The 25097-nt window shown below is 64.7% G+C and carries 26 protein-coding genes; all 26 read left to right on the top strand.

All coding sequences use genetic code 11. The features are described from left to right. Positions 1 to 49: 49 nt before the first annotated feature. Positions 50 to 439 (top strand): helix-turn-helix domain-containing protein, encoded by a 390-nt coding sequence (locus ACMZ91_RS12400; RefSeq protein WP_053092055.1) that lies wholly within the window; start codon positions 50 to 52, stop codon positions 437 to 439. Positions 440 to 449: 10 nt separating this feature from the next. Next, positions 450 to 821: a hypothetical protein gene (locus ACMZ91_RS12405; RefSeq protein WP_152906960.1), complete on the top strand. Its 372-nt coding sequence runs from the start codon at positions 450 to 452 to the stop codon at positions 819 to 821. Between the two features lie 299 nt (positions 822 to 1120). Further along, on the top strand, positions 1121 to 1579 hold the full coding sequence (locus ACMZ91_RS12410; protein ID WP_414577585.1) for a lysozyme: 459 nt from the start codon (positions 1121 to 1123) through the stop codon (positions 1577 to 1579). Then, positions 1579 to 2085: a lysis system spanin subunit gene (locus ACMZ91_RS12415; protein ID WP_049440600.1), complete on the top strand. Its 507-nt coding sequence runs from the start codon at positions 1579 to 1581 to the stop codon at positions 2083 to 2085. The genes ACMZ91_RS12410 and ACMZ91_RS12415 overlap by 1 nt, the downstream gene beginning before the upstream one ends. Beyond that, on the top strand, positions 2082 to 2399 hold the full coding sequence (locus ACMZ91_RS12420) for a hypothetical protein (RefSeq protein WP_049397725.1): 318 nt from the start codon (positions 2082 to 2084) through the stop codon (positions 2397 to 2399). The genes ACMZ91_RS12415 and ACMZ91_RS12420 overlap by 4 nt, the downstream gene beginning before the upstream one ends. Continuing rightward, positions 2396 to 2719: a hypothetical protein gene (locus tag ACMZ91_RS12425; protein WP_024957611.1), complete on the top strand. Its 324-nt coding sequence runs from the start codon at positions 2396 to 2398 to the stop codon at positions 2717 to 2719. The genes ACMZ91_RS12420 and ACMZ91_RS12425 overlap by 4 nt, the downstream gene beginning before the upstream one ends. A 13-nt stretch (positions 2720 to 2732) precedes the next feature. Next, positions 2733 to 3281: a DUF3486 family protein gene (locus ACMZ91_RS12430; protein ID WP_197618490.1), complete on the top strand. Its 549-nt coding sequence runs from the start codon at positions 2733 to 2735 to the stop codon at positions 3279 to 3281. Next, positions 3282 to 5018, top strand: coding sequence for a phage protein (locus tag ACMZ91_RS12435; RefSeq protein WP_049440535.1), 1737 nt, complete (start codon positions 3282 to 3284; stop codon positions 5016 to 5018). Next, positions 5015 to 6541 (top strand): DUF935 domain-containing protein, encoded by a 1527-nt coding sequence (locus ACMZ91_RS12440; RefSeq protein ID WP_049440533.1) that lies wholly within the window; start codon positions 5015 to 5017, stop codon positions 6539 to 6541. Before ACMZ91_RS12435 ends, ACMZ91_RS12440 begins: the two co-directional genes overlap by 4 nt. A gap of 3 nt (positions 6542 to 6544) precedes the next feature. After that, positions 6545 to 7822 carry a phage head morphogenesis protein gene (locus ACMZ91_RS12445; protein ID WP_049440531.1) on the top strand — a complete coding sequence of 426 codons (1278 nt, stop codon included), beginning with the start codon at positions 6545 to 6547 and terminating at the stop codon, positions 7820 to 7822. Next, positions 7822 to 8391 (top strand): phage virion morphogenesis protein, encoded by a 570-nt coding sequence (locus ACMZ91_RS12450; protein WP_049440529.1) that lies wholly within the window; start codon positions 7822 to 7824, stop codon positions 8389 to 8391. Before ACMZ91_RS12445 ends, ACMZ91_RS12450 begins: the two co-directional genes overlap by 1 nt. A gap of 303 nt (positions 8392 to 8694) precedes the next feature. Next, the gene (locus ACMZ91_RS12455) at positions 8695 to 9810 is read left to right on the top strand and encodes a hypothetical protein (RefSeq protein ID WP_414574394.1); all 1116 of its coding nucleotides are present in this window, start codon (positions 8695 to 8697) and stop codon (positions 9808 to 9810) included. A gap of 22 nt (positions 9811 to 9832) precedes the next feature. After that, positions 9833 to 10174 carry a capsid cement protein gene (locus ACMZ91_RS12460; RefSeq protein ID WP_024957618.1) on the top strand — a complete coding sequence of 114 codons (342 nt, stop codon included), beginning with the start codon at positions 9833 to 9835 and terminating at the stop codon, positions 10172 to 10174. Between the two features lie 25 nt (positions 10175 to 10199). Further along, positions 10200 to 11144 (top strand): major capsid protein, encoded by a 945-nt coding sequence (locus ACMZ91_RS12465; protein ID WP_024957619.1) that lies wholly within the window; start codon positions 10200 to 10202, stop codon positions 11142 to 11144. 161 nt (positions 11145 to 11305) lie between these two features. Beyond that, on the top strand, positions 11306 to 11797 hold the full coding sequence (locus tag ACMZ91_RS12470) for a flagellar biosynthesis protein FlhF (RefSeq protein ID WP_049440526.1): 492 nt from the start codon (positions 11306 to 11308) through the stop codon (positions 11795 to 11797). A 9-nt stretch (positions 11798 to 11806) separates the two neighbouring features. Further along, the gene (locus ACMZ91_RS12475; RefSeq protein WP_049440524.1) at positions 11807 to 12340 is read left to right on the top strand and encodes a gp436 family protein; all 534 of its coding nucleotides are present in this window, start codon (positions 11807 to 11809) and stop codon (positions 12338 to 12340) included. Next, on the top strand, positions 12337 to 12813 hold the full coding sequence (locus ACMZ91_RS12480) for a phage tail terminator protein (protein ID WP_065428101.1): 477 nt from the start codon (positions 12337 to 12339) through the stop codon (positions 12811 to 12813). Before ACMZ91_RS12475 ends, ACMZ91_RS12480 begins: the two co-directional genes overlap by 4 nt. Beyond that, positions 12810 to 13031 (top strand): hypothetical protein, encoded by a 222-nt coding sequence (locus ACMZ91_RS12485; RefSeq protein WP_049403053.1) that lies wholly within the window; start codon positions 12810 to 12812, stop codon positions 13029 to 13031. Before ACMZ91_RS12480 ends, ACMZ91_RS12485 begins: the two co-directional genes overlap by 4 nt. Positions 13032 to 13034: 3 nt before the next feature. Next, entirely contained in the window at positions 13035 to 13790 is a 756-nt protein-coding gene (locus tag ACMZ91_RS12490; protein WP_164084047.1) for a phage tail tube protein, read from the top strand. Continuing rightward, on the top strand, positions 13790 to 14299 hold the full coding sequence (locus ACMZ91_RS12495) for a DUF6631 family protein (RefSeq protein WP_164084048.1): 510 nt from the start codon (positions 13790 to 13792) through the stop codon (positions 14297 to 14299). The genes ACMZ91_RS12490 and ACMZ91_RS12495 overlap by 1 nt, the downstream gene beginning before the upstream one ends. Positions 14300 to 14483: 184 nt before the next feature. Continuing rightward, positions 14484 to 17942: a phage tail length tape measure family protein gene (locus tag ACMZ91_RS12500; RefSeq protein WP_164084049.1), complete on the top strand. Its 3459-nt coding sequence runs from the start codon at positions 14484 to 14486 to the stop codon at positions 17940 to 17942. Further along, positions 17942 to 19138, top strand: coding sequence for a hypothetical protein (locus ACMZ91_RS12505; protein ID WP_164084050.1), 1197 nt, complete (start codon positions 17942 to 17944; stop codon positions 19136 to 19138). The genes ACMZ91_RS12500 and ACMZ91_RS12505 overlap by 1 nt, the downstream gene beginning before the upstream one ends. Next, positions 19131 to 19991 carry a phage BR0599 family protein gene (locus tag ACMZ91_RS12510; RefSeq protein WP_164084051.1) on the top strand — a complete coding sequence of 287 codons (861 nt, stop codon included), beginning with the start codon at positions 19131 to 19133 and terminating at the stop codon, positions 19989 to 19991. The genes ACMZ91_RS12505 and ACMZ91_RS12510 overlap by 8 nt, the downstream gene beginning before the upstream one ends. A 152-nt stretch (positions 19992 to 20143) precedes the next feature. Beyond that, positions 20144 to 20422 carry a hypothetical protein gene (locus ACMZ91_RS12515; protein ID WP_139042348.1) on the top strand — a complete coding sequence of 93 codons (279 nt, stop codon included), beginning with the start codon at positions 20144 to 20146 and terminating at the stop codon, positions 20420 to 20422. A gap of 207 nt (positions 20423 to 20629) precedes the next feature. Then, positions 20630 to 24355: a LamG-like jellyroll fold domain-containing protein gene (locus ACMZ91_RS12520; protein ID WP_164084052.1), complete on the top strand. Its 3726-nt coding sequence runs from the start codon at positions 20630 to 20632 to the stop codon at positions 24353 to 24355. Further along, positions 24352 to 25092 carry a hypothetical protein gene (locus ACMZ91_RS12525; RefSeq protein ID WP_164084053.1) on the top strand — a complete coding sequence of 247 codons (741 nt, stop codon included), beginning with the start codon at positions 24352 to 24354 and terminating at the stop codon, positions 25090 to 25092. The genes ACMZ91_RS12520 and ACMZ91_RS12525 overlap by 4 nt, the downstream gene beginning before the upstream one ends. Positions 25093 to 25097: the final 5 nt, after the last annotated feature.

Consider the following 25097-nt stretch of genomic DNA (forward strand, 5'->3'; position numbering starts at 1 on the left):
AAACCGGGCAGGACAAGAATGGTGCAGATATCTGCACCTGTCAACACTTATGAGTGAATTAATCTGCACCATCGGGTCGCGCCTTCGCGACGAGCGATCACGTCTTGGGCTAAGCCAGACCGCCCTTGGCGAAATCGTTGGCGCTTCGAAGCGGACCGTGATCGATTGGGAGAAGGGTGCTACGTCCCCCACTTCAGCCCAGCTCGCTGATTTGGCGGAGATCGGGCTGGACCCTCTCTACGTTCTAGTCGGCCAGCGCAGCGTAGCCAGGCCTGGTTTGGCCCAGGAACAGATCGCGATGTTCAACGAGGTCATTGACACGTTCTGGGCACTTTCCGACGACAGTCGCGCGATAGCTCTGACGATGCTCGGGGGCCTGTTGCGAAAAGACGTCCAAGCTGAAGCATCTCGAAGTGTCCGTAAGCGGACGCCTAACTAAGGAGAGTGGAATGATTCGATTGAAAAAGAAGGTGGTACTCGGTTTCTGTTTAGCGATCTCGGCGTATGCGTATGCGCATGCGAGTGGGGGCGTGCGAGAGGCTACTCCGAAGGAGCTTGCCGCTATTAAGGCGGGACTTGAAACTCAGCTTAAGGATGCCTCTAGTGCTCGGTTCAGTAATGTCCGGGTCAATGGAGAAGGCTCATTCTGTGGTCTGGTGAATTCCAAGAACGGCTTCGGCGCCTATGGCGGCTACACCCCAATGACTGGGTTGCTGTTCGATCTAAATGGAAAGTTGACTGCTCATGTAATGGGCCTCGACTCTCCGGAGGCAGTCCAAATGGTATGTGAGGACAAGGGGCTAAGCCTCCCGCCGGCTTGACTTCCATTGTGTCGAGCGTCGATGTCCCGAGCATTGATCTTTCAAAGCTCCCAATTACCTGTCGGCTGCCGCAAGCGCTCACTCTTCCACGCAGGCCGCAGTGGCTCATGCGGACCGCGGTCCCAAGACTACCTCCCAATAGAAATTGACACTCTGCCCATCGGTTTGGTGCGCACTGGCGCACCTGGCCGACGGGCATCCTCGTCTGCCCGTCGGCCATTTTTCCTTGGAGATGGCGCATGGCAGCAGAGCAACCCAGTAACAAGGCACTGCCCATCGCGGGCGGAATGCTGGCGAGCATGCTGGCGTTGCTGCTCGGGTTGGTACAGCCCTTTGAGGGCTACTCGGCCCAGCCCTACCGTGATGTAGTCGGCAAGCTGACGGTCTGCTACGGCCATACGGCAAAGGTCGAACAGCGCACCTACACCCGCGCAGAGTGCGAGCGCCTGCTCCAGTCGGACCTTGGTGTCGCCTGGAACACCGTTCAGAGCTGCATCAAGGTGCCGATGGCGGACTACCAGGCAGCCGCACTGACGTCGTTCGCGTTCAACGTTGGCCCTGGTGGTGCTGGCGTCAAGGACGGCCTGTGCACCCTGCGCAACGGCCAGCAGCCACGCATCCGCATCTACGCCAACCAAGGCCGATGGGATCTTGCATGCGCCCAGCTGAGCAACTGGGCCAACGCCGGTGGCCGGCCATACAAGGGGCTTGAACGCCGCCGCACGGCCGAGCGCGCGATGTGCGAGGGCCGGTACTGATGATTCGCGCCCTGATCGCAACGGTCGCCCTGCTGCTGGTGCTCCTGCTGGTGGCCATTGCCGCAGCACTTCTCTACCGCGGCAATGCCCTGGATGCGCAGGCTCGTGACGCCACGGCGCAGCAGCGTCTGACCACGCTTGAATCGCAGCTTGAAGACGAGCGCAGCGCTCGTGGCATCGAGCACACCCAGGCCAAGGCGATGGCCCAGATCGGAGACGAACATGAAAATGATCGGGAGGCGTCCGCGTCCGTCCCTGCTGCCGTTGTGGCTGACGTGCGTACTGGCGATCTCAGGCTGCGCAACGACCTCGCCACCTGCCACACCGCTCGCCTGTCCCAAGCCGTCTCTGGCGCCGTCGAACGTAATGCGAGCGCCCAACTACGAGCAGAGGTCGCGGGCGATCTTGTTCGAGTCGGACGCGACGCCGACAACCACGTCCGGGCCTGCCAGCGCGTCATCGGTGTCCTCACCGGACAGCACCCTTCCGTCGAGGCCAACCCATGATCGTTGAAGTGCAGCCGCTCTACCTGGTGTGGTTCGCCGGCATCGGCATCACCCTGCTCGGCGGCCTGATCGCCGGCGGTCGCTGGCTGGTCAACCAGCTGCAGCAACGCACTGATCAGCAGTTGGCCATCCTGATTAACGACAGCAAGCGTTGGCGCGAGGTTGAGAGCCACCTCACCGACTTCCGCCTGGAAGTTGCGAAGGAATACGTCCGCCGCGAGGACTATGCCCGCGGGCAGAGCGTCATCGAGGCAAAGCTCGATGCAGTGGCCTCGAAGATCACGAACATGCAAAGCAAGGGGAACACGCCGTGAGTCACGGAAATCAGGGCCCGGATCTGGGCAAGTTGCGCCGGGAGCAGCTGCGCTGGCTGATGCTGCTGGTGCTGGATCGCTCTCGCCCCTATCCGATCGGCGAAGCCGTCCTGGCCGGCGCCGCCCAGGACATGTATCCGGATGCCACCGCTTTGGAAGTGCGCAGGGAGCTGGATTACCTGGACACCCGCCGCCTGATCGACATCACCAAATCCCCTTCGGGGCCGTGGTCGGCTGAGCTGACGCGCCACGGTGTGGATATTGTCGAGTACAGCATCGACTGCGGGCCGGGCATCGCGCGCCCACCGAAGTACTGGTGATCCCATGCCTCCCGTGAGCAAGATCGACCTATTGCCGGCCGAGGTGCGCGACGAGCTGGATCGGCGCCTGGTCGCCAATGCCTTCGGCGGCAGCATCTCGCTGTCCGAATGGCTGGGCGAGCAGGGCTATGAGATCAGCAAGACCACCGTCAACGAGCGGGCCAAGCGGCTCAAGCGCCGCCTGGCCTCGATCAGTGCCAGCACCGAGGCCATGAAGCTGGTGGCCGAGCAGGCGCCGGATAATGCCGCCGAGCGCGGCAGTGCACTGCTGGGCCTGCTGCAGACCGACCTGTTCGAAGCGCTGCTGCAGTTCCAGGAAGCGGCCGACCAGGACGATGAGAGCATTTCCCCAGCCGATCGCATTGCGCTGTACAGCAAGGCGGCCAAGGCCATTGCTGAACTGACCCGCTCTTCCATCGTGCGCGAGAAATGGGCCGGCGAGATCCGCCAGAAGGCGCTGGTCGACGCGGCCAGCCGGGTCGAGGAGGCTGCACGGGCCAAGGGCCTGGACGCCGAGGGCGTGGAGTTCTGGCGCAACAAAGTGCTGCATGGAGTCGGCTAAGTGAGTGCACTGGGCCCCCTGCCGGATACCGAGCGCGTCCTGGACTGGGAGGAGCTGCCCGAGAGCGTGCGCTCGATCTCGGCCAACTTTGACCCGAGCAAGGCCGGTGTGCTGATGGCCCACCAGTCCGAATGGATCCGGATGCAGGAAGGGCTGGATATCGCGGTCTGCGAGAAGGGGCGTCGTACCGGCATCACCTTCGCCCAGGCGTTGAGCGACACCATCACCGCAGCCTCTGCCAAGGACGCCGGCGGCGACAACGTGTGGTACATGGCCGACACCAAGGAAAAGGGTCTGGAGTTCATCGGCTACGTGGCCAAGTTCGCGCCGATCATTGCCCAGGGCCAAGCGTCAAGGATTGAGCAGCACATCTTCCAGGACCAGCAGCCTGATGGCACCAGTCGGCAGATCCAGGCGTTCCGGGTTCGCTTCGCCAGTGGCTTCCGTATCACGGCACTGTCCTCGCGCCCGGAGAACATCCACGGCCTGCAGGGCGTGGTCGACCTGGACGAAGCGGCGCTGCACAAGGACGTGGCCAAGGTGCTCGAGTCGGCCACCGCGCTGCTGATCTGGGGTGGCCGCATCCGCGTGTGGTCCACCCACCGTGGCAAGAAGAACCCGTTCAATCAGCTGGTACAGGACGTCCAGGCAGGTCGCTACGGCAAGAAGGCCGGGGTCATCCGCATCAGCTTCGATGATGCGGTGTCCAATGGCCTGTACGAGCGGGTCTGCGCCATGCGTGGCAAGGCGGCCACCGCCGAGGGCAAGAAGGAGTGGTACACCGCCATCCGCTCGGCCTACGGCCCGCGCAAGGCCGCCATGCGCGAGGAGCTGGACGTCATCCCGCGCGATGGCGATGGCTCAGCCATCCCTTCGGTCTGGATAGATCGGGCCATGCCCGAGGTCCGGCCCGTGCTGCGCCTGGTCTTCGATGACGACTTCCCCAAGCGCTCTGAGAAGGAGCGCGAGATCTGGTGCTCGGTCTGGATTGCTACCACGTTGCTGCCGGTGCTCCGTGCTGCGGTGGCCGGGTTCACCGGGCGCTGGGCGATCGGCATGGACTTCGCGCGCCACCGTCACTTCTCGGTCATCAAGCCTGCCAAGGTCGGGCAGGATCTGCGCCGCGACGTGCCGTTCCTGATCGAGATGGCCAACGCGCCCACCCGCCAGCAGGAGCAGATCCTGTGGGCGCTGCTGGACGCGCTGAAGGAAGGATTCCCTGGTCGCTGGTCATTTGCCGGCGATGCCACTGGTCCCGGCCAGACCTTGATGGAGTACACCGGCGACCGCTACGGCCGGGCTGAGCTCGATACCGAGACGGGCCGCTACATCGGTGGCCCAATCCACGAGGTCACCCTGTCGCGCCCCTGGTACGGCGAATGGATGCCCAAGTACATCGCGCTGTTCGAAGACGGCTTCCTCAGCCTGCCCAGGGACGCGTCCCTGGAAGACGACCACCGCGCAGTGGAGTACGTCGACGGCATCCCGATGGTGCCGCGTCTGGAGCGAAAGGACCTGCAGGATCCGGAGCTGGTGCGCCACGGCGACGGCGCGATCGCCGGCGTGCTGATGCAGTTTGCCGCACTCAACCACGTCACCTCGGTGCCCATCGAGTTCCAGGCGGCCGGCGCGCGCGCCTACATCGGCGACGGCCGAGCCGACGGCGTGGCCACCGTCGTGACCGATGATGCCTTCGGCACGGTCAGCGGCGGAAATGATTTTGGAGGATATGCATGACCACCGCCCGCCCAGAGATCGGCCGCGAGATTGCCACCACTGCCGATGGCATCGACATCACCCGTGGTTACACCGGGCCACTGCTGCTGCCCTTTGACAGTGTCCTGCGCAACCGCGGCGGCTACGACCTTCAGATCTACGAACAGGTGCTGTCCGACCCGGAGGTGAAGACCACCTTCGGCTCTCGCCAGGATTCGGTGGTGGCCTGCGAATGGCAGGTGGAGCCCGGCGGCGAGAAGCGCATCGACCGCCAGGCGGCAGAGTATCTGCAGGAGCAGCTGCATGGCATCGGCTGGGACAACGTCACCCGCAAGATGCTCTTCGGCGTGTTCTACGGCTATGGCGTGGCGGAGATCCTGTACAAGGTCGACGGTACTCGCATCGGCCTGAAGGACATCAAGGTCCGTAACCGTCGGCGCTTCCGTTACGGCAAGGAAGGTGATCTGCGCCTGCTCACCCAGACCCAGATGACCGAGGGCGTGCCGGCGCACGCGCCCTATTTCTGGAACTTCTGCTCCGGTGCCGACCACGACGATGAGCCGTACGGCCTCGGCTTGGCGCACTGGCTGTACTGGCCGGTGCTGTTCAAGCGCAACGGGCTCAAGTTCTGGCTGATCTTCCTTGAGAAGTTCGGCATGCCCACCGCGGTGGGCAAGTACGACACCAACGCAACCGATCCGGAGAAGGCCAAGCTGCTGCAGGCCACCCGCGCGATCCAGACCGACAGCGGCATCATCATGCCCAAGGGAATGGAGCTGGCGTTGCTGGAGGCCGGACGTAGTGGCACGGCCGACTACAAGGCCCTGCAGGACTACATGGATGCCACCATCCAGAAGGTGGTGCTGGGCCAGACCGCCAGTACCCAAGGCACGCCAGGCAAGTTGGGCAACGACCAGCTGCAGCGCGAGGTGCGCCGCGACATCATCACCTCCGATGCCGACCTGGTGTGCGAGTCCTTCAACAAGGGGCCAGCGCGCTGGCTCACCGAATGGAACTTCCCTGGCGCGGCCATTCCTCGGGTCTATCGCGTCACGGAAGAGCCGGAGGATCTGGACGCTACCGCCAGCCGTGACAAGAAGATCCTTGACCTGGGCTACAAGCCCAAGCAGGTCTACATGGATCAGACCTACGGCGACAACTACGAGCCTGTCCAGGCGCCGCAGGATCCGCCTGCGGTACCGACGGCGATCGATGGCGCCCAGTTCGCCGACGCCGGCGGTGCGGTGGTCAGCTTGCTGCGCAGGCACTATCCCGCCGCCTTTGCCGACGGCACCCCGAAGACGCCCGATCCCGCTGTCGAGCTGGGCCAGCAGCTCGATCGCCGGCTGTCGCCCATTGGTGCTGGATGGGTCGAGCAGATCCGCCAGCTGGTCGATGAGGTCGACTCGCTGGAGCAATTGCGCGACCGGCTGTTTGAGCTGCACCCGAACATGACCCTGGACGACTACGCCTCGGTGATGGCCGATGCGATGACGGCCGCGACGCTGGCTGGCCGTACCGACATCCAGGGCGCGGGAGACTGATCAATGGCCGGTGTTGCCTACGCTCAACTTCCGTTCCGGGAGCAGATCGAGTTCTTCCGTCGCAAGAAGAACGTGCTCACCGAGAGCTACCTGGACGTTTGGGAGTCGGAGCACGACTCCAGCTTCATGGTGGCCGGTGCCAACCGTGACGCTCTGCTGGCGGACTTCCGGCAATCCATTGATCGGGTCATTGCTGAGGGGCGGACTCTTCAGCAGTTCCGGGAGGACTTCGACCGGATCGTGGCCACGCATGGTTGGGACTACAACGGCGGTCGGAACTGGCGCTCGCGGGTGATCTACGAGACCAATCTGCGCCAGAGCTACAACGCAGGCCGCTGGGCCCAGCTGCAGCAGCTGATCAAGGTGCGGCCGTTCTGGCGCTATAACCACAACGATGCTGTCGAGCACCCTCGGCCGTTGCACGTGTCGTGGAATGGCCTGGTGCTGCGCCACGACGATCCGTGGTGGCGTTACCACTATCCAGCCAACGGCTGGGGCTGCCAGTGCTATGTCGATGCGCTCAACGAGCGCGACCTGCGCCGGTTGGGCAAGAATGGTCCGGACAAGGCTCCCGAGATCGTGATGCAGTCGGTGACCGTCGGGCAGCGCAGTCCTGGTGGGCCGCGCACCGTATTGACGCCGGCAGGCGTCGATCCTGGGTTCGGCTACGCACCCGGCGCAACGGCCGATCACTGGCCCGGCGGGCGTGGTGGTCCGGTCACCCCGCCATCGTTGACCGGGCAACTCACCTCCGCTCTGCAGAACGCACTGGAGACGGGAGCACGGTTGCCCGCGGCGCCAGCGGCTGCCAGCGCTGCTCAGGCCTTGGCGCGGCCGCGCGCCAGGGATGCGCTGCAGGCCGGCTATGCCAGCTGGCTGACCAGCATTGATGCCGATGCTGCCCACGCTGCCCGCTACCTGGCCGGAGCACTGTCGCCCGGACTGGTTTCGCAGCTGCAGCGTGCCGCCGTTCGCCCAGCGACGGCGGCCTTTGCCGTGTTGGCCGAGCAGCTCCCCATCACTCGGCCTGGCGCGGTGGCCATCGCCGCAGCCGAGCTGCCGATCCGCCTTCTCGATGCGGTGGCCATCCTGCTGAACGCTGCCGCAGGCCGCTTGCGCTATGTGCTGGCGGTGGGGCGTCCTGCCTTTATGGTGGTCGATGTGGCCATCTCGGAAACGGGCGTCAGCACGGTGCAGTCCCAGCTGCAGATGCTGATGCCGGCCGAGCTCCAACGCGGCGTTGCCGATGGCACGCTGCAGCTGCTGCAGGGGACGCTCTGATGGCGCATCTTGAAGTCACCCTTGATTCGGCAACACCTGGTCTGGCCGATGCGCTGCGGCAGCTGGAGGGCGAGGCGCGCCAACTGATCTTGAAGGACTGGGGCGAGTACCTGCTGAGATCCACACGCGAGCGGGCCGCAAAGGAGCGGGACCCGACTGGACGTCGATGGCGCGCGCTTGAGCCCAGCTACAAACGCTGGAAACAGAAGAAGCGCCCCGGCGTGCCGATTCTGAAGTTCGATTTCCACATGCTCGGTGACATGGCTTCATGGCAAACGGACGGGAACGATGCCGTCCTGGTCGGTACCAATGCACCCTATGGCGCCATCCACCAATTCGGCGGCACCATTCAACGCGCCGCGCGTCCGGCCAACATCCACCTGAAGACGGGTAAGGGCGGCAGCCGGTTCGTCAAAGCCAGTCGTAGGAACGCGCGCTACAAGCGCTCGGTCACAATGCCTGCGTACACGAACACCATCGCCGCTCGCCCGTGGCTCGGTGTCAGTCGCGAGGATGAGAAGGAGCTGCTGGATATCGCGCAGGATCACGTGAGCGGCGCCTTCGAGTGATCATCGCGTAGGAGGCGCTGTGCGCGCCTCCATGCCGGGGCCGCCACACTCGGACGTCATCGGGGACTGCTTGGTGTCTGACACGCCTCTCTGGCGTGTTCGCGGCCAATAGCGCGCGGGGTCTTAACTGCAGCTTCCTGCAATGTCGCAAGAGTGATCATTTCTTGCGGACCGCGGTCCCAATACATGAGACAGCGGTGCGGGAAAACTGGCGGCATGAACCAGCCCGCCACCCTGCAGATCTTCAAAGCCGGCACGCACGTTGCCGAAGACGGCCGCACGCTGACCTTCAGCGAAGCGGATGTGCAGCAGATCGCCGATAGCTACGATCCGACACTGCATGAAGCGCCCATCGTGGTGGGCCATCCCAAGACCGACGATCCGGCCTATGGCTGGGGCAAAACCCTTCAGGCCAAGGACGGCCTCCTCGTCGCCGAGCCGCACAATGTTGATCCTGCCTTTGCAGAGCTGGTCAACAACGGGCGCTTCAAGAAGATCAGCGCTTCGATCTTCATGCCCGATTCGCCGGGCAACCCGACGCCGGGCAAGTACTACCTGCGCCACATCGGCTTCCTGGGCGCGCAGCCGCCTGCAGTGAAGGGGCTCAAGTCGGCCTCGTTCGCCGAGGGTGATGACGCCGCCTGCTTTGCCATGTCGCTGGCCCCGCTGGGCTGGACGCTGACGGATCTGTTCCGCCGCTTCCGCGACTGGCTGATCGACACCCAAGGCCTTGAGACGGCCGACCAGGTCATTCCCGACTGGCAGATCCGTGGGATCGAGAGCAGCACACGCGATGACGACGAAGCGCGCAACTCAGCCCTCTTTGCATCGCCATTGCTCACCCAGTTCCCGCGCAGCGCCATCGGCGCGCCAGCGCCCATCCCGGCAACGCCTCCCACTCGTGAACAGGTCAAATCGGAGATCGACCCCATGTCCCAGCAGAACACCCCGGAGCACGCCCAGCGTCAGCAGCAGCTCGACCAGCAGGCTTCCACCCTGGACGCTCGCGAGAAGGCCCTCGCCGCCCGTGAGCAGTCCGCCCGACGCGAAGATGCGGTGGCGTTCGCCGAAGGCCTGGTGAAGGAAGGCAAGTTGCTGCCCCGTCAGCAGCCGGCCGTGGTGGAGCTGCTGCTGGCCCAGCCGAATGGCAAGGAACCGCTGAACTTCGCTGAGGGCGAAACGACGGTGTCCAAGCCAGCTGAGTCGGTCCTGCGCGAGCTGCTGACCAGCCTGCCCAAGGCAGTGGACTTCTGCGAGAAGTCCGGTGGCGACGCACCCAACGCAGCGGCGAACTTCGCCGCGCCCCCGGGCACGCATGTCGATGCCGGCCGCGCGGATCTGTTCAACCAGGCCAAGGCCTACCAGCAGCAGCACCCCGGCACGTCCTGGGCGGCTGCAGTCGCCGCGGTCGGCGGCTGACCTTCCCATCCAGGAGCCCACCATGTCCCAGAACATCGCTCTGCTCACGCTGTCCGTGCTGGCCGCGGCAGCCCTCACCCACAACCGCTTCGTCTCGCCGACCGGTGAAGTCGCCGCTGCCGGCGGCAACGCCTGCGGGGTTGCGCGCTCGGATGCCGCCGTCGGGCAGTTGGCGCCGGTCGACGTCTTGGGCACCACGCAAGTGACCGCAGGTGGCGCAATCGCTGCCGGCGCCGCCCTCCAGGTGGGTGCCGATGGCAAGGCCATCACCGCCGACGCCGGCAAGGTCGTTGCCCGTGCGGCGCCTGGCGCCACGGCCACCGCCGATGGCGATGTCCTCGAAGTGATCCTCATCCCGAACTGACCGGCTAGTGCCGTAGGAGATTTACATGTCTGGACAAATGACCCCCGGCCAGGTTCGCGTCGTTGACCCGATCCTTTCCGAACACGCCCGTGGCTACCGCCAGGCGCAGCTCGTGGCCACCGCGCTGTTCCCCTTCGCCGACGTCGCCGCCTATGGCGGCCAGGTGATCGAGTTCGGCAAGGAGTCCTTCAAGATCTACAACGCCAAGCGTGCCCCCGGTGCCAATACCAAGCGCATCCGCTTCGGCTATGAGGGCAAGCCGTACGCCATCGTCCCGAGCGCACTGGAAGCGCCGGTGCCGCGTGAACATATGCGAGATGCAAGCCAGGTGCCGGGGATCAACCTGAGCACCCGGGCCGTGAACATCGTGCTGCGCTCGCTGCTGCTGGAGTACGAGGTGGACAGCGCCAAGATCGCCACCAATGCAGCCAACTACGACAACGACCACAAAGTCGCGCTGGCTGGCAACAACGTGTGGTCCAACGCTGCTTCGAACCCCGCGCAGGACGTCGAAACCGGCAAGGAAGCTGTGCGTGACAGCATCGGTCTGTATCCCAACACCATGCTGTTGTCTGCCAAGGCGTTCAAGCAGCTCAAGCAGCATCCAAAGCTGATTGATCGCTCGGCCAGCACCGGCATTCGCAAGGTCACCTTGGATCTGCTCAAGCAGGTTTTCGAGATCGACAACATCGTCGTCGGCGGCGGTGTGGTGGCCGATGACAATGGCGCATTCGGTGATGTCTGGGGTACTTCGGCTGTTCTGGCCTACGTCAGCCCTGGCGCTGACGTGAACGCCAACGTCGAGGAGCCCAGCTACGGCTATGGCTATCGCATCGAAGGCATGCCCCTGGTCGAAGTTCCCTACTGGGACAACAGTGCCAAGAGCTGGATCTACGGGGTCAGCAACGATGCCACCCCGGTCCTGGCAGGCATGGCCGCCGGCTATCTGATCAGCGGCGCAGGCAACTGATGACCGGCGCCGGCGAAGGATAGTCGGCGCAGTTGCCGCCTTACCCGTACAACCCAGCGAGCGGCAGCACCAGGCAAACGCGGGCCTGGCCGTGCGGAGCACAGCAGAACCATGCGTGACAGCCGGAGAGCACGGCACCACACCTATTCGGAGAACTCGTCGTGGCCAAGCCCCGCACTGCGCCGCCCAGCGCACCCAAGACCGTCCAGGACGACCAGCCGGCCGACGTGCCAGTCGTGGCGGAAGACAAGACTGTGGACGCGCCGCCGGCGGCGGATGACTCGGTACCGGAGCAAGGCCAGAGCGAGCTGCAGTCCGCCGCGTCGATTGTCTCTGCAGCCGATGGTGCTGCCGTCGACCAATCGCAGGCCAACCATCCGGCAGCGGACCAGGACGCCATCGACGCGGGTGCTCCGTCGCCGGAAGCCGACACCTCCATTGGGGTTGCCGCCGGTGGGGGCGATTCGCCCAATGCACTGGTATCTGATGGTCTCTGGCTGTCTGCATGCTTTGAAGTACTCAGCCCGTTCAAGCACGAGGGCGTGGTCGTCAAGCCGCCGGCTTGGATAGAGATGACCTGGGAAGAGGCTCAGGCCTACCAGGATGCGGGCGTACTCGGTGACGAACCTGCAGACCCGGAAGGGTCGGAGTAACTGGCCGCCATGTCCTACTGCACGCTCGCACTGCTGTCGGCGGCCAAGCTCGCCCAGGAACTGGCGCAGGTGGCCACCCCGGAGCGCTATCCGATTGTGGACGATGCGCTGATGGACGCCACGCTGCTCGGCAGCGATCGCAGTGCGTTCGATCCAGCCGATGTGGCGATCGCCGATCAGGCTGCGGCACATGTGCAGCGCGCCCTGGACGATGCCGATGGCGTGATCAATGGCTACCTGGTCATGCGCAAGCCCAAGCCCTATCCGGTACCGCTGCCGGCGCCGGTACCGGGCATCGTGTCCACCTGGGCCCGGTGGATTGCGCGCTACCTGCTGCACAAGGACCGGGTCAACACCGAGGAACGCACCGATCCGGTGGTACGCGATTACAAGGAAGCGCTGCGCTTTCTGGAGCTGGTGCGCGACGGCAAGTTCAGCCTTGGCGCCGATGACCCGCTGCCTGCGCCCAGCGGTGGTGCACCGGAGGTCTGTGCACCACCGCGAGAGTTCAGCCATCGAACCCTGCAGGACTACGGTCGGTGAGCACCCAGCCCTTCGACACTGGCTTGGTGCGCGATCGCATCCGACAGGGCGTCAGCGACAAGGATCTGCGTCAGGTCCAGGGCAGCGCCGACTACGCCGCCGTTACAGCGCTGCGCGACTTCCCCGCGCCGTGCTGCTACGTGCTGCTGGCCCGGGAGATGCCGCTGGAGACCAAAACCGGCGTTTCGATCCCCGGCCAGCAGGCGCGCCTGGCGCAGTTGGTCGAAGTGAACTTCGCGGTGGTGACCGTCTGCCGCAACTACCGCGAGCAGCGCGGGGCGCAGGTGATCGATGAGCTGCGCCTGCTGCTGGGCAAGGTTCGTCAGCCGCTGCTGGGCTGGACACCGCCCATTCCTGGTGGCCGTGCCTGCCAGCTCATCGAGGGCAACCTCGAGGACTACGACGCTGCCACCGCCCTGTGGGTCGACGTATGGAAGACCCAAGCCGTTCTTCAACCCGAGATTCCGCGATGACTACCCAGACCACTCAGAAGCACACGATCAAGAAGGCGGGCCTGACGCTTGCGAGCAAGCCCATTGCGGAAGGCGAAACGGTGGAGCTTCCTGCCGACCTGGTGCCCTGGGCGGTTGAGCGCGGCTTCATCGACGCTCCCGACGCCGATTCTTCCCCCAATCCGTCGCGCAAGGCCAACGGCCAGGCGACTCCTGCCATCGCCCAGGAGGCGAAGTAAGCCATGTCCAAGACCGAATATTTCTCGTTCCAGGGCCGCGTGTATCTGGGCCTGCGCAATGCCGATGGCAGCCGCGCGCCGGCGCGCTGGGTGTATGACAGCAGCGTCCTGGAGCTGGCCATGTCCAGCACCCGTGAAACCAAGAAGGAGAGCTGGTCGGGTGTGCGCGGCGTCGCCGCTACCATGACCACCGAGCGCAACCTGGGTGTGAGGCTGACGCTGGGTCAGATCAACACCGACAATCTGGCCCTGGCCACCGATGGCACGCTTCTAGATTTGGCTTCGGGCTCGGTCGCCAACGAGGCCATCGGTGCCGTCAAGCCCGGCGACGTGGTCGCGTTGGAGTACGCTGCGATCAGCGCGCTGGTGCTGGAGGGTGGTACGCCGGCAGCACCGCTGGTGGCCGACACCGACTACACCTTCAACCCGGCCACCGGCATCATCACCTTCCTGACCGCCAAGGCCGCGGTGGTCGCTAAGACCTACGAGTACGCTGCCCACAGCGTGGTCAAGGTGTTCGAGAGCAGCAAGTCCGAGTACTACGCGCTGTTCGACGCGGTCAACAGTGTCGACGGTACCACTCAGCGCGTCCGCGCCGACGTGAACCGCATTTCGTTCCCGGCGGCTGAATCTCTGGCGCTGATCAACGACAGCTTCGGTGAGATCGTGCTCAATGGCGAGGCCAAGATCGATCCGGTCCGCCAGTCCGATCCGCGCTTCGGTCTGTACGCCCGCGTCCTGCTGGTGGATGCCGTCTGATGGCCACGCGAATCGGCAATCAGGACCAACCGCCGTCCGAACCCGGCTCGCTGGATTCGGAGGCAGTCGCCGGCGAACTGGACATCCTGGCTGCGCAGCAGCAGGGCCAGGTCGACGGCAAGACGGTGATCGTGCGCGAGTACGGCTTCTTCGAAGGGGCGCGGATCCTGCCGGCAGCGGCTCCGCTGCTGGCCGACCTGCAGCCGCTGTTTGAGGGGCGCGATCCGCCTTCGATGCTGGAGGTGACCGATGTACTGCTCTCGCATCCGGATGTGTTCCGCCACCTGCTGGCCTGTGCTATCGCCCCTCCGCCGGGCGAGGGTACGGATACCGCCGCCGAAGTGCGGGCGCAGGAAGCCTGGCTGGAAACGCTCAATGAAACCGATGGCGAGCAAATGCTGCTGTTGTGGTGGCAGGCCAACGGAAATTTTTTGCTGCGCCGGCTGCTGCGCAACGCCGTCGGCAAAAGGGTGAACCAGTCGGCTACGGACGCGTCTTCACCGACCTGATCTGTGCCGGCTACGGGCGCTGCTTTGCCGACATCGGCCGGATGACGCAGCGCCAGATCCTGCTCGCTTGGGAGCATGTCCAAGCCCAACAACGGCGAGCACGGCGGGAGCGCATTACCGACACCAACGCTGCCTATGCCGGGGGTGATCCGGCGACCACCTTGCTGAAGGAACTGAAGTAACAATGGCTGCCACCCGCAACCTTGAACTGGCGATGCGCATCGCCCTGGATATCGAGCAGGCGCAAAAGAGCCTGCCGGTGCTGCAGCGGGGGCTGGCCTCGATCAAGGATGCTGGCACCGCCGCTGGCGCAGGTCTGGAGGGTGTCACCAAGGGTGCCGACAAGGCGGCCGGCGCGCTGGACCAGGCCAGCCGCAGTAGCGCTTCAGCCGCGGACCGGGTGCGCACGGCCGGCACATCCATGCAGAAGACGGTGGCCGATGAGATCCGCTCGATCTCCGAGCTCGATGCTCGTCTGCAGCAGGGCGCAGCCAGCATGTCCGAGCTGGCTGACACCGAGGCTCTGCTTGATCGGGTCATGGCCCGCGGGCTGATCACCACCGAGGACTACAACAGCGCACTGAAGACGCTGGACAAGCAGGAAGCATCGCTGAGCCGCACTGAGCAGCAGCGTCAACGCTCCCTGGAAGGCGTCATGGGCCGGTACGACGGTGCGTCGGCCAAGCTGCAGAAACTCGAGCGCGACGAGCGCGAACTCAAGGGCGCGGTGGATGCCGGTCGCATCAGCCGCGAGCAGTACAACCGCGCCCTTGCGGGGATCAACATCCAGCGCAACGCCGTCAACCTGGCCGAGATCAACAATCGCGGCCGCGGGCCGGGCGCTATCTCCGCCGGGCAGTACCAGATGGCCATGCGCCAGCTGCCGGCGCAGATCACCGATATCACCACCAGCATCGTCAGCGGCATGCCGATCTGGATGGTGGCCGTCCAGCAGGGCGGCCAGCTGAAGGATTCCTTTGGTGGCGTGGTGCCGGCCGCGCGTGCGCTGGTTGGCGCTATTACCCCCACCATCGCCGTGGTCGGCGGACTGGCCGCGGCAGTGGGCGGCCTGGTACTGGCCTGGAAACGGGCGGCCGACGAAGAGATGGCTTTCCAGCGGGCGTTGATCGTCACCAACAACTATGCCGCCACCAGCACTGCCAACCTGCAGGCCCGGCGCGATCAGCTCACCGGTCTTCAAGGGGTTTCCCGAGGCAACGCTGCTGAGGCGCTGACGAAGGTGGCTCAAACCGGTCGTTTCACCGGTGAGCAGTTCGAGCTCGTCGCCCGCAGCGCTGCGAAGATGCAGGCCTCCGCCGGCCAGGCCATCGATACCACCGTCGCCAAGTTCCTCTCTCTGAGGAAGGATCCGGTCGAGGGGCTACTTACGCTCACCGAGTCGGAGAACTTCCTGACAGAAGCCCAGCTCGCGCGTGTGCGCGCCCTGGTCAAAGAGGGCAACCAGCAGGAGGCAGTGGCGGAGGCGATCAAGATCTATTCCGATCGCCTCGATGAGGTCGCAGATCAGAGCGATGAGACGATGCCGGCGCTCGCGCGCGGTTGGCGGGATGTCAAGAAGGACGTCAGCGGCGCCTGGGGCGCGCTGGGCGACTTCACCAACGCGGTGGTCCAGCTGGCTGGCGAATGGGGTGTGCTGGCCAGGCTGCCGCGGCTGTCCGATCTGTTGGGGATGGGTGTGGTCGGCAGCACGCTGGCCAAGAACTTCGGGCTCCCTTCCTTTGCTGACCTGACCGGCAAGATGGCTGCGCGCATCCGGGCGGCCTCTGGAACCAATGCGCCTGTGAAGGTGCAGATGGCTGGCATCTATGCCCCCCTGACGCCGGAGGAAGAAAAGGCGAGGGAAGAGTTCGAGCGCCTTCGCTTAAGCAATCTGAGCAAGGAGAAGAAGCTTGAAGAGGAAATCGCCAAGATCCGGGCACTGGGTAAAGCCGGCCGCATGGACGATAAGGCGGTCAAGGCCTTGGAGGCGGAGGCTCGAGCACGTTATGCCGAAAGCCTACCCAAGAAGCCCAAGGGTCCCAAGTCAGAAGCCCAGAAGGATGAGGCAGCCGCGCAGCGCGAACTGGAGCGCTTGAAGCAACAGATCGAGCTGGTCGGCACGCTCGATGAGACACGCAAGAAGGCCACGGAGGTGTCCCGCGTCCAGGCCGCCATCGATGAGGGCAACTTCCAGAATGCGTCGTCGAAGACTAAGCAGGAGCTGCTGGATAGCGCGAAGAAGCTTGATGCTGCGAACGCTCTGGTTGAATCCAATCGGAAGCTGCTGGAGGTGCGGGATCAGATTGCCAACCTTGAAGGGCGCGGTCCCGATGCACAGCAGGCCAAGAGCTTGCGCGAGCTCGAGGTCACACGCCGGCAGATGGTCGAGGCTGGCAACCAGTCCGGTGTGGCCGAGGTCGACCGTGCCAAGGAGCTGGTCCGCCTCACAGCCGAACTGCAGAAAATGCAGGAGACCTACAACCGCGCGATGGGTGAAATGGGCTTGGCTCAGCAGCGCATCCAGATCGAGCTGCAGGCCGGGCTGATCACCGAAGCGCAGGCGCGCCAGAAGCTGGTAGATCTGTCCCGGCAGCAGCTGACCGCCCTGGGCGATCTTCCCGATCGCATGCGCGCCACCGCCGAGGCATTGAAGAACCCCGAAGCGCTGCAGGCAGCTGAGCAGATGGCCGTCAAGCTCAAGGAGATGGCCGCCACCACCAACCTGCTGCAGCAGAACGTGCGCACCACGTTCCAGAGCGCATTCCGTGATGCCCTCATGTCGCTGGCCAATGGCAATGCCACCTTGGGCGAGATCGTGCGCAGCTTCTTCCAATCCATTGCCAGTGGCCTGGCTGGGTATGTGGCCGATGAGCTGTCGGCCAAGCTGGCGTCCACCCTGACTGGCAAGCTGTTCGACAAGAGCGCTGACGTCGGTACGCAGGCTGTAGGTGCGGCCGCAACGCAAGCTTCGGCAGTCGCCTTGTCCTCGGCTGGTAGTGTCGTCACCGCTGGCGCCACAGCGGTCACCGGCAGCGCTTCGGCGCTGGCAGGTGCGGGCAATGGCCTGGTCACCGGCGCGAGTGCTCTGGTGGCTGCTGCTGTTCAGCTCAAGCAAGCCGCCCTCGCACTGGCTGCTGCCAACAATGCCAAGGCCGTTGTCAGCATGGTCGGTAGTATTGCTGGTGCGGCCAGCAACACCGGCACCGTCAGCGTGGGTACGCCTACTCCCGTCGGTAGAGCGCAGGGTGGTCCCGTTTGGGGTGCAGGTACAGGTACCAGTGACAGCATTCCTGCCTGGCTCTCCAATGGTGAATTCGTAGCCCGGGCCAAGGTGGTCCGGCAGCCGGGTGCACTGGCATTCCTGCACGCGTTCAACGCCATCGGCATGGATGCCGTCCGGCGCTGGGGTGCTTATGCCTTTGCCGACGGTGGCCTAGTCAGCCAGATGCCCTCGCTGCAGCGGTCGCCGGTCTTCAGCTCGGTGGCACCGGCCGGGACTCCGACTCCGAAGAACATGCGTGTCTACCTTCTGCAGGATCAGGATGAGCTGGTCCAGAAGTTGGCCTCGCATCCAGCGTTTGAGCAAGCGGTAGTAATGACGGCCAGCCGGAATGGCGCTGCGATCCAGTCGGAGTGGCAATGATGTCTTTCTCCGCCAACGGCCCACGCGTGTTTCCGGTACCGGCTGATTGGTCCGACGCCATCACAGAAACGCTGTCGTGGGCCACCAACTACATGCAGGCATCGGCATCTGGTGTCTCCCAGCATTGTTCGTATCGCTCTGATCCGCGTCGGTCCTTTGAGTTCTCTGTGAAGTGTGAGGGCCAGCAGCGCCGGGTCGTCGACATGCTGCTCGCTGGCCACGGTGGTCGTTGGCTCGTCCCCATCTGGCCGGATGCGCAGCTCATTCCCGCGAGATTGCCCGTAGGATCGGTCGAGATTGCCTGCCGAACCAATGGGTTTGATTTCTTCGTCGGCGGACAGGCCTTGCTGTGGGGAGCGGTCAACCGCTGGGAAGTGGTGACGGTGACCTCGGTGGAAGCCGAAGGGCTCTCGCTCGCCGCTGCCACCGCTGGCACATGGCCAACTGGAACCGTGCTGTTTCCCTTGCGAAGGGCTCAGCTGCAGGACAGCGCGGAAGAGTCGCTATGGCATGACAATGCCGGCATCCGTTCGCTGACGTTCGACGTGCTTGACGTCTGTCAGTGGCCCAGCCTGGTCGACCTGCCGCTCTACCTGGGCACGCCCGTCCTGAACCGTTGGGCAGACTGGACTGATCAACCGAAGGCCAGCTATGCCCGCCTGCGAGAGGTATTGGACAACGACAGCGCTGCACCGCTTACCGTGCCCCTTGCAGACTTCGCCTTCCGATCGCAAAGCACACAATGGAAGCTGTTCGGGCGTGAAGAGCACAGCTGGCTGCGCTCTCTGGCGTACACCCTGTGCGGCCGGTCCACGCCTATATGGCTGCCGTCCTACACCAGTGATCTGCGCATCACCGCCGATCTGGCCGTGGGCGCCATCGAGATCCCCATCGAATGGGCGGGCTATGCGCTGTTCGGTGCGCAGGCGCCTGGGCGTCGAGACCTGCGCATCGAGCTGTTGGACGGCACCGCCATTCATCGGCGCATTACTGGCTCGGTGGCCTCCAACGACGTCGAGGTGATCACCCTGGATGCGCCCTTGGACATCAGCGTTTCGGCGTCGCGGGTTCGGGCCGTCCAGATCATGAGCCTGGCCACGCTCGCCAGCGACCAGGTCGAGATTCGACACGCCACCGACGCCGATGGTGTCGCTACCTGCACCCTCGGCTTTGCTTCGGTGGTTCCCCATGTTTGAGGCCTTCGAGACCAGCCGCTTCCTGGCCCGCCCTGTCCATCTGTTCCTGTTCACCCTGCAGGGCAACGCGTACCGGTTCGCATCCGGCGCGCGCGACATGATGATCGGTAATGGGGATGGTGCAAGGCTCTATCGCTCGGCGCCCGGCATCGAGCGCAGTGCTGTGAATGAAACCAGCGAGCGATCGCAGAACAAGCTGACCATCAAGATGCCGTTCCTGTTGAATCCGGCCGCTGCCGAGCTGCCGGTGACGCAGGAGTTCGGCCGTATCTTTCGGCCCTATGCGCCAAGCGGCCGGGTTTCCGTTGTGTGCATGAAGGTCCACAGCAACGACCCGGACCTGCAGGCGGTGATCGAGTGGACGGGCCAGGTGGTATCACCGCGCTTCACTGACACCACCCTGACCCTGACCTGCGAGCGTAATAACTCCCGCAAGGGTTTCCGGGGCAATACGGGCCGGTTCACCCGGGGCTGCTGGAAGGCGCTGTATCGGTGTGGGGTAGCGATGTCGGATCACGCTGTGGAGGCCGTGCTGGCTTCCGTGGGTGGTGCCACCTTGCGCTCAGCTGCGTTTGCCGCGTTCCCCGCTGGTCGCTTGGAAGGCGGGGTCATGGTCTGGGCGCGCAGCAACGGCCTGGCGGAGACGCGGACGATCAACTCGCACGCCGGCGACACCATCACCCTCAACTACCCCGGTCCTGAACTGGCTGCGGGTCTGACGGTCACGGTCGCGCCTGGGTGTGCACACACATTCGCCGACTGCGGCAGCTACTTCCAGAACACGCCCAACTATGGCGGCCAGCCGCAGTTGAACGTGGAGAACCCCTTTGACGGACACCGGATCTCATGGTGAGCACTGATCGGCAACAACCTCGGCGCGGCCTGCGTCGGCTCTTGTATGTGTATGGGTGGCGTCTCAGGTACTGGTGGCATGACACGGAGTCCGGTGCTCTTGCGCGGCGCGTCATGGCGCTTGCGTTGGCCCTAGGCGGCCTCGTGCTACTGGTGAATCAGTTCCGTTCGCCCTTCCCGCAACGGGAGCCGCAGCAGGCCTTTGTGTGGTGGGTGCAGCTGATCATCATGATCGTATCGATGCTGATCAGTGCGCTGCTCGCCCGGACGAACCAGACCAAGCCGGAAGTGCAGACGCCCGATATCCCCACCACCGAAGAAGGCACCGCCGTGAAGCGCATCTATGGAACTGTGCGGATCTCCGAGCCGCAGGTACTTGCGTGGCGGTCGGCCGGTACCGACAAGATCCGCAAGGGAGGCGGCAAGAAATGATCGTAACCCTTGAGCACTTGCGCACGATTCCGGGCTTCGGCAACAAGCCAGGCTTCTGCTCGCGTGGCGGTAGGGACTGGTTTGCCGCGCATGGGTTGGATTGGAATGCGTTCCGTAAGGAGGGTATCGAGGCCGAGAGGCTGGTCGCTACAGGTGATGGCCTGGCCCTGGCATTGGTTGCGCACGCTCAGCGAATGGAGGCCAGCGATGGGCGGCGGAGGTAAGAAGACCGTTGGTTACTGGTACAAGCTCAAGCTGCTTTTCGGCCTGTGTCAGGGGCCGGTGGATGAGTTCGTGCAGTGGGACGTGGATGATGCAACGGCATGGGCTGGCGTGGTCACGTCCAACGGGTCGATCTGGATTCACGCCGAGAACCTGTTCGGCGGTGAGGATGAGCAGGGCGGCATCGAGGGCGAGGCCGAGATCATGTTCGGCCGCGAGGACCAGCAGCTCAATCCCTGGCTTCCGCCGAATCTCGGTGCTGCGCACGGCGCCTATCGTGGGCTGGTCACTGTCCTGTTCAAGGGCGGAAGGTGGTCGGCCTTCACCCCCTATCCGAAGTCGCCCAGCTTCGTCCTGCGCCGGATCAAGGAAGGCTGGCAGGATGGCGTGTGCTGGTATCCGGAGAAGGTGAAGATCCTGCTCGACAAGGATGCCAGCGAGGTCGTTTCCGGCTTCCGCTCCGTGTCCTGGAGCCTGCCCTGCGTCGATATGCAGGGCACGTACTGCACAGTGCCTGGGGATAGCGAGGACCGCTTCACCCTCAATGGCACCGGCGCAACGATCTTCCAGGTCGGCTTGCGGATCAGTGGCTCGGTCGAGACCAAGTACTACAGCGGTGGCTTCCCGATGCCAGGCTCGCCCAGCTTCATCAAGGGCGGCACGGGTTCGGGAAGCATCCTGCCCAATCACAACGTGTATCGCCTGGAGATCAGCAATCCGCCGGCGACGTACCACCTGAACTACACCCCCAATTTTGAGTCTTCGCGCCTGATCCTCGACGGCGCGCCATTGAACGTCGAAGTGGCCAGCAATGCGACCGTCAGGCTGCAGGCGCTGACGATCGATGGCCTGCAGGATGCGCCCAGCCAGTGGCTGACGGCGCGAGTGGAGAGCCTGGATGCCAAGGTGCCGCTGGTCGGGATGAATGCCGCCCACATCCTGTACGACAGCATTACCCACGAAAGCATGGGGGCCGAACCCATCTCGGTGATCGACGATGCCAGCTTCCGCGCAGCCGCGGATGTCTTCTTCGAAGAGGGAATGGGCCTGTGCCCGATCTATGATCCAGATAAGGAGTCCATCGAGCAGTACCAGCAACGGATCTGTGACGCTGCAGGGGCCGTGCTCGTGCAGGGCATGGATGGTCGGTATCGCCTGAACGTGCCGCGCGGGAAGTACGTTCTGGACGAGCTTCCGGTGCTGACCGACGACGACGTCCTGGATTGGGCCGAAGAGCCCGCCACGATGGACAACGCCTGCAACCAGCTGTTCGTGAAGTACTTCGACCCTGTCGAGAACGCGATCGGCACCACCCCCGCGCTGCAGTCGCTGGGCGCGATCCAGGCCTTTGGCAGTGTGGTCTCGGAGAAGGAGGACCGCTCCGGCGAGGTCGCCAACGTGGATCTGGCCCTGAAGATCGGCGCCCGCAATCTGCGCGCCAAGGCCACCTCGCTGCGCAAGTTCGACCTGACCACCACGCCCGTGGCCCGCACGTGGTCACCGGGCAGCTACTTCCGCCTGCAGGCGCCCAAGCGGGGCATCGCCGACATGGTGTGTCTGATGGGCGAGAAGCGTGGCGGCACCCTGAAGTCCGGCGCCATCACCTTCAGCTGCAGTGAGGACGTCTACAGCCAGCCCAATTCGGTCTATGTCGGAACTGAGCCAGGCGGGAAGCCGCCGTCGACGGCGCCGACCGTTTCGCCGCACCAGGTGGCGATGGAGGTGCCCTACGTCGTGCTGGTCTCGCAGCTCAGTGCGGCCGACCTGGCACAGCTCAGCAGTGACGTCTCTTTCCTGCTGGCAGCCTCAGCGCCACCAACGGTGGGGCAGTACTTCCGCCTGATGGCTCAGGCTGGCGGGGCGGAGTACAGCTATCGCGGCCGGGGTGACTGGTGCGCAAGTGCTGCCTTGGTCGAAGAAGCCGGCTATCGCACCGAGAGCTTCACCCTGACCGATCCGCTGGATCTGGGCTCGGTGGCCGTGGGCGATATCGCCCTGGTTGGCGCGGAGATTTGCCGCGTGGATGCCATTGACGCGGCTGCGATGACCCTCACGCTGGGCCGTGCCTGCGCCGACACGGTGCCTCATCTGCACGCGCCGGGCGCCCGCGTGCTGTTCCTCACCGACTTTGCGACCGACACCACCGAGTACGTCGGCGGTGACACCGTCCACGCCAAGCTGCTCACCCGTGGCGCGTCGGCGCTGACGGACCTGGCCGACGCGCAGGATCTGGTGGTCGAGATGGAGGATCGCCAGGCCCGGCCGTATCCGCCGGCGGACGTGCATATTAACGGCGAGCTGTACCCAGAGGACGTCGTCGGTGACGCTGTTTTGAGCTGGGCCCATCGCGATCGCGTGGCGCAGGCGGACCAGCTGGTGGATACCGGCATGGCCAGCATTGGGCCTGAGCCAGGCACCACCTACACCGTAACCGTGTATGACGCCGCTTCCGGCGCCCTGGTTGTCTCCTACCCGGACCTGGTGGGTGCCTCGTTCACTGTGCCGGCCGGCCAGCTGGTCGAGCGCAACCGCGTGCTGCTCAGCTCCCGGCGCGACGGGCTGGATAGCTGGCAGTCGGTGGAGCTGCTGTTCCGTCGTGTCTATCAACTGGATTTCAGCATCAGCGCCTGGCGTGGTGCCAACAACTCCACCGCCTCGCTGGTGTTCACCACGGAGGCCGAGGGCGTGGAGTGGTCGATCGATCAGGGCGTGCTGCCTGCGGGGATGAGCCTGAACACCACCGCCGGTCGGATCGAAGGGATTCCGCTGGGTGGCGCGCCGGGCTACTACCCGATCCGGGTCAAGGGTCAGGATGCGGCGGGCAATGTGGGCTTTGCCGAGACGGAGATTGCGCTGTCGACCATGCGCAGCAGCTTCCCGATGCAGACCGGCTACCAGGAGGCCGGTGGTCGCACGGTGGCGGTCAGCTCCTCCAACCTGCCGGTGCTGGACCCCACGCAGTCGCCATACGCCGGCGGTGCCTCGGTGCGTTTCAATGGCACCGGATTGCGGCAGGAGCTGGAGGCCAGTCTGGGTACGGCCGACTTCAGCGTGGCCATGTGGATACGCCCTGACGCGGCCCCAAGCGACACCTACGCGCGCCTGTTCCAGATCGGCCCGAACACGACCAATGGCGGCCTCTACCTGCGCCGCGAGCAGCTGACCAACCCGATGCAGGTTGGCCTGGATGTGTTCACGGGCGGCAACTACGTGCGCCTCTTCAATGATGCGGTCCTTGCGCTGGCGGAGAACCGGCTGCCGAACAGTGCCTGGTCGCACCTGACGATCTCCAGGCGCGGCGGCGTGGCCCGTATCTTCAAGGATGGCCGCCTGGTCGATGAGAGCACCTTGCCTGCAGCAGCGGTCAACCTCAGCCAGACGGCATTGTCGCTGGCCAGCAACACGACCCTGACCGCCGAGCGGCTGTATGCGGGCCTGGCTGGCGTCGAGGTGCATGCCGGTGCAGCCGTGTATTGGGAGCCCTTCACGCCGCCGGCAAAGCCCTCGGACTTCCCCGCACGCCTGCTGGAGATGCCGGCACTGCCGATCGCGCTGGTTCGCGGTCGGGCCTATGGCCCGTACAGCCTGCACTTCAAGCGGGGCACCGAGGCCAGCCCGGTGACCTGGTCGGCAACCGGCCTGCCGCCAGGGGTCTCGTTGGACGTGGATCAGACCGGCAGCAACTCGACCCTGGGAGGAACCCCATCGTGACCGCCTTCAATGCGGTGATTACCGCCACCGATGCGCTGGGCTCCGTAGAGCGCCGTTCGCGGCTGCACGTCTTCGATCGGGGGCAGCTGTGGGCAGAGGTCGACAACACCGCCCAGATGACGCTGTTCGGGCCGTCTGGGTCGGGCCTGTCGGTGCAGGCAGGGCGCTTGAACCTGCAGTGCGGCAGCACCGGCACCGCTTCAAGGGCGCGCTTTGAGAGCGTGCCGGCCGCCAAGGATTGCCGTGCCCTGGTCGGATTCGTGATCCCGGCCGGTACCGGCGTTCGCACGGACAACGTGGGCCTGCTGCTGCGCACTACCAGCTGGCAGGTCACCAACGACACCTACGCCTACATCCTGGGCGTCGGCCGTCGCAGCGTCACCTCGTTTGGCGTCGAGTTTGGGCGAGGTTCCAACGCGGCCTCCGGGTCTTTCCAGCAGCTGCAGTTCGTCGAGGTGCCAGGCATCACGGATAGCGAGGTGGTGGTGTGGCTGGAGGTGGAGCTGATCGGTTCGACACTGACCGTCCGCCGCCTGGACGGCACCGTTGTCCTGACCCGCTCGGACAGCACCCATCAAGCCGCCGGCCGGGTCGGCGTCAACTATTTCCGTGGCAGCCAGGGCGGCCCTGGGCTCTTCACGGGCTTCTACTTCGAATCGCTCGATCCGACGAGCGAGTACACCGATGAGGCCGGCGACACCTACGTCGACCAGGCCGGCATTGCCTACCAAGGATAAGAACG

It is taken from the genome of Stenotrophomonas sp. FR024 (genome assembly GCF_047500745.2).
Lineage (GTDB): Bacteria > Pseudomonadota > Gammaproteobacteria > Xanthomonadales > Xanthomonadaceae > Stenotrophomonas > Stenotrophomonas maltophilia_A.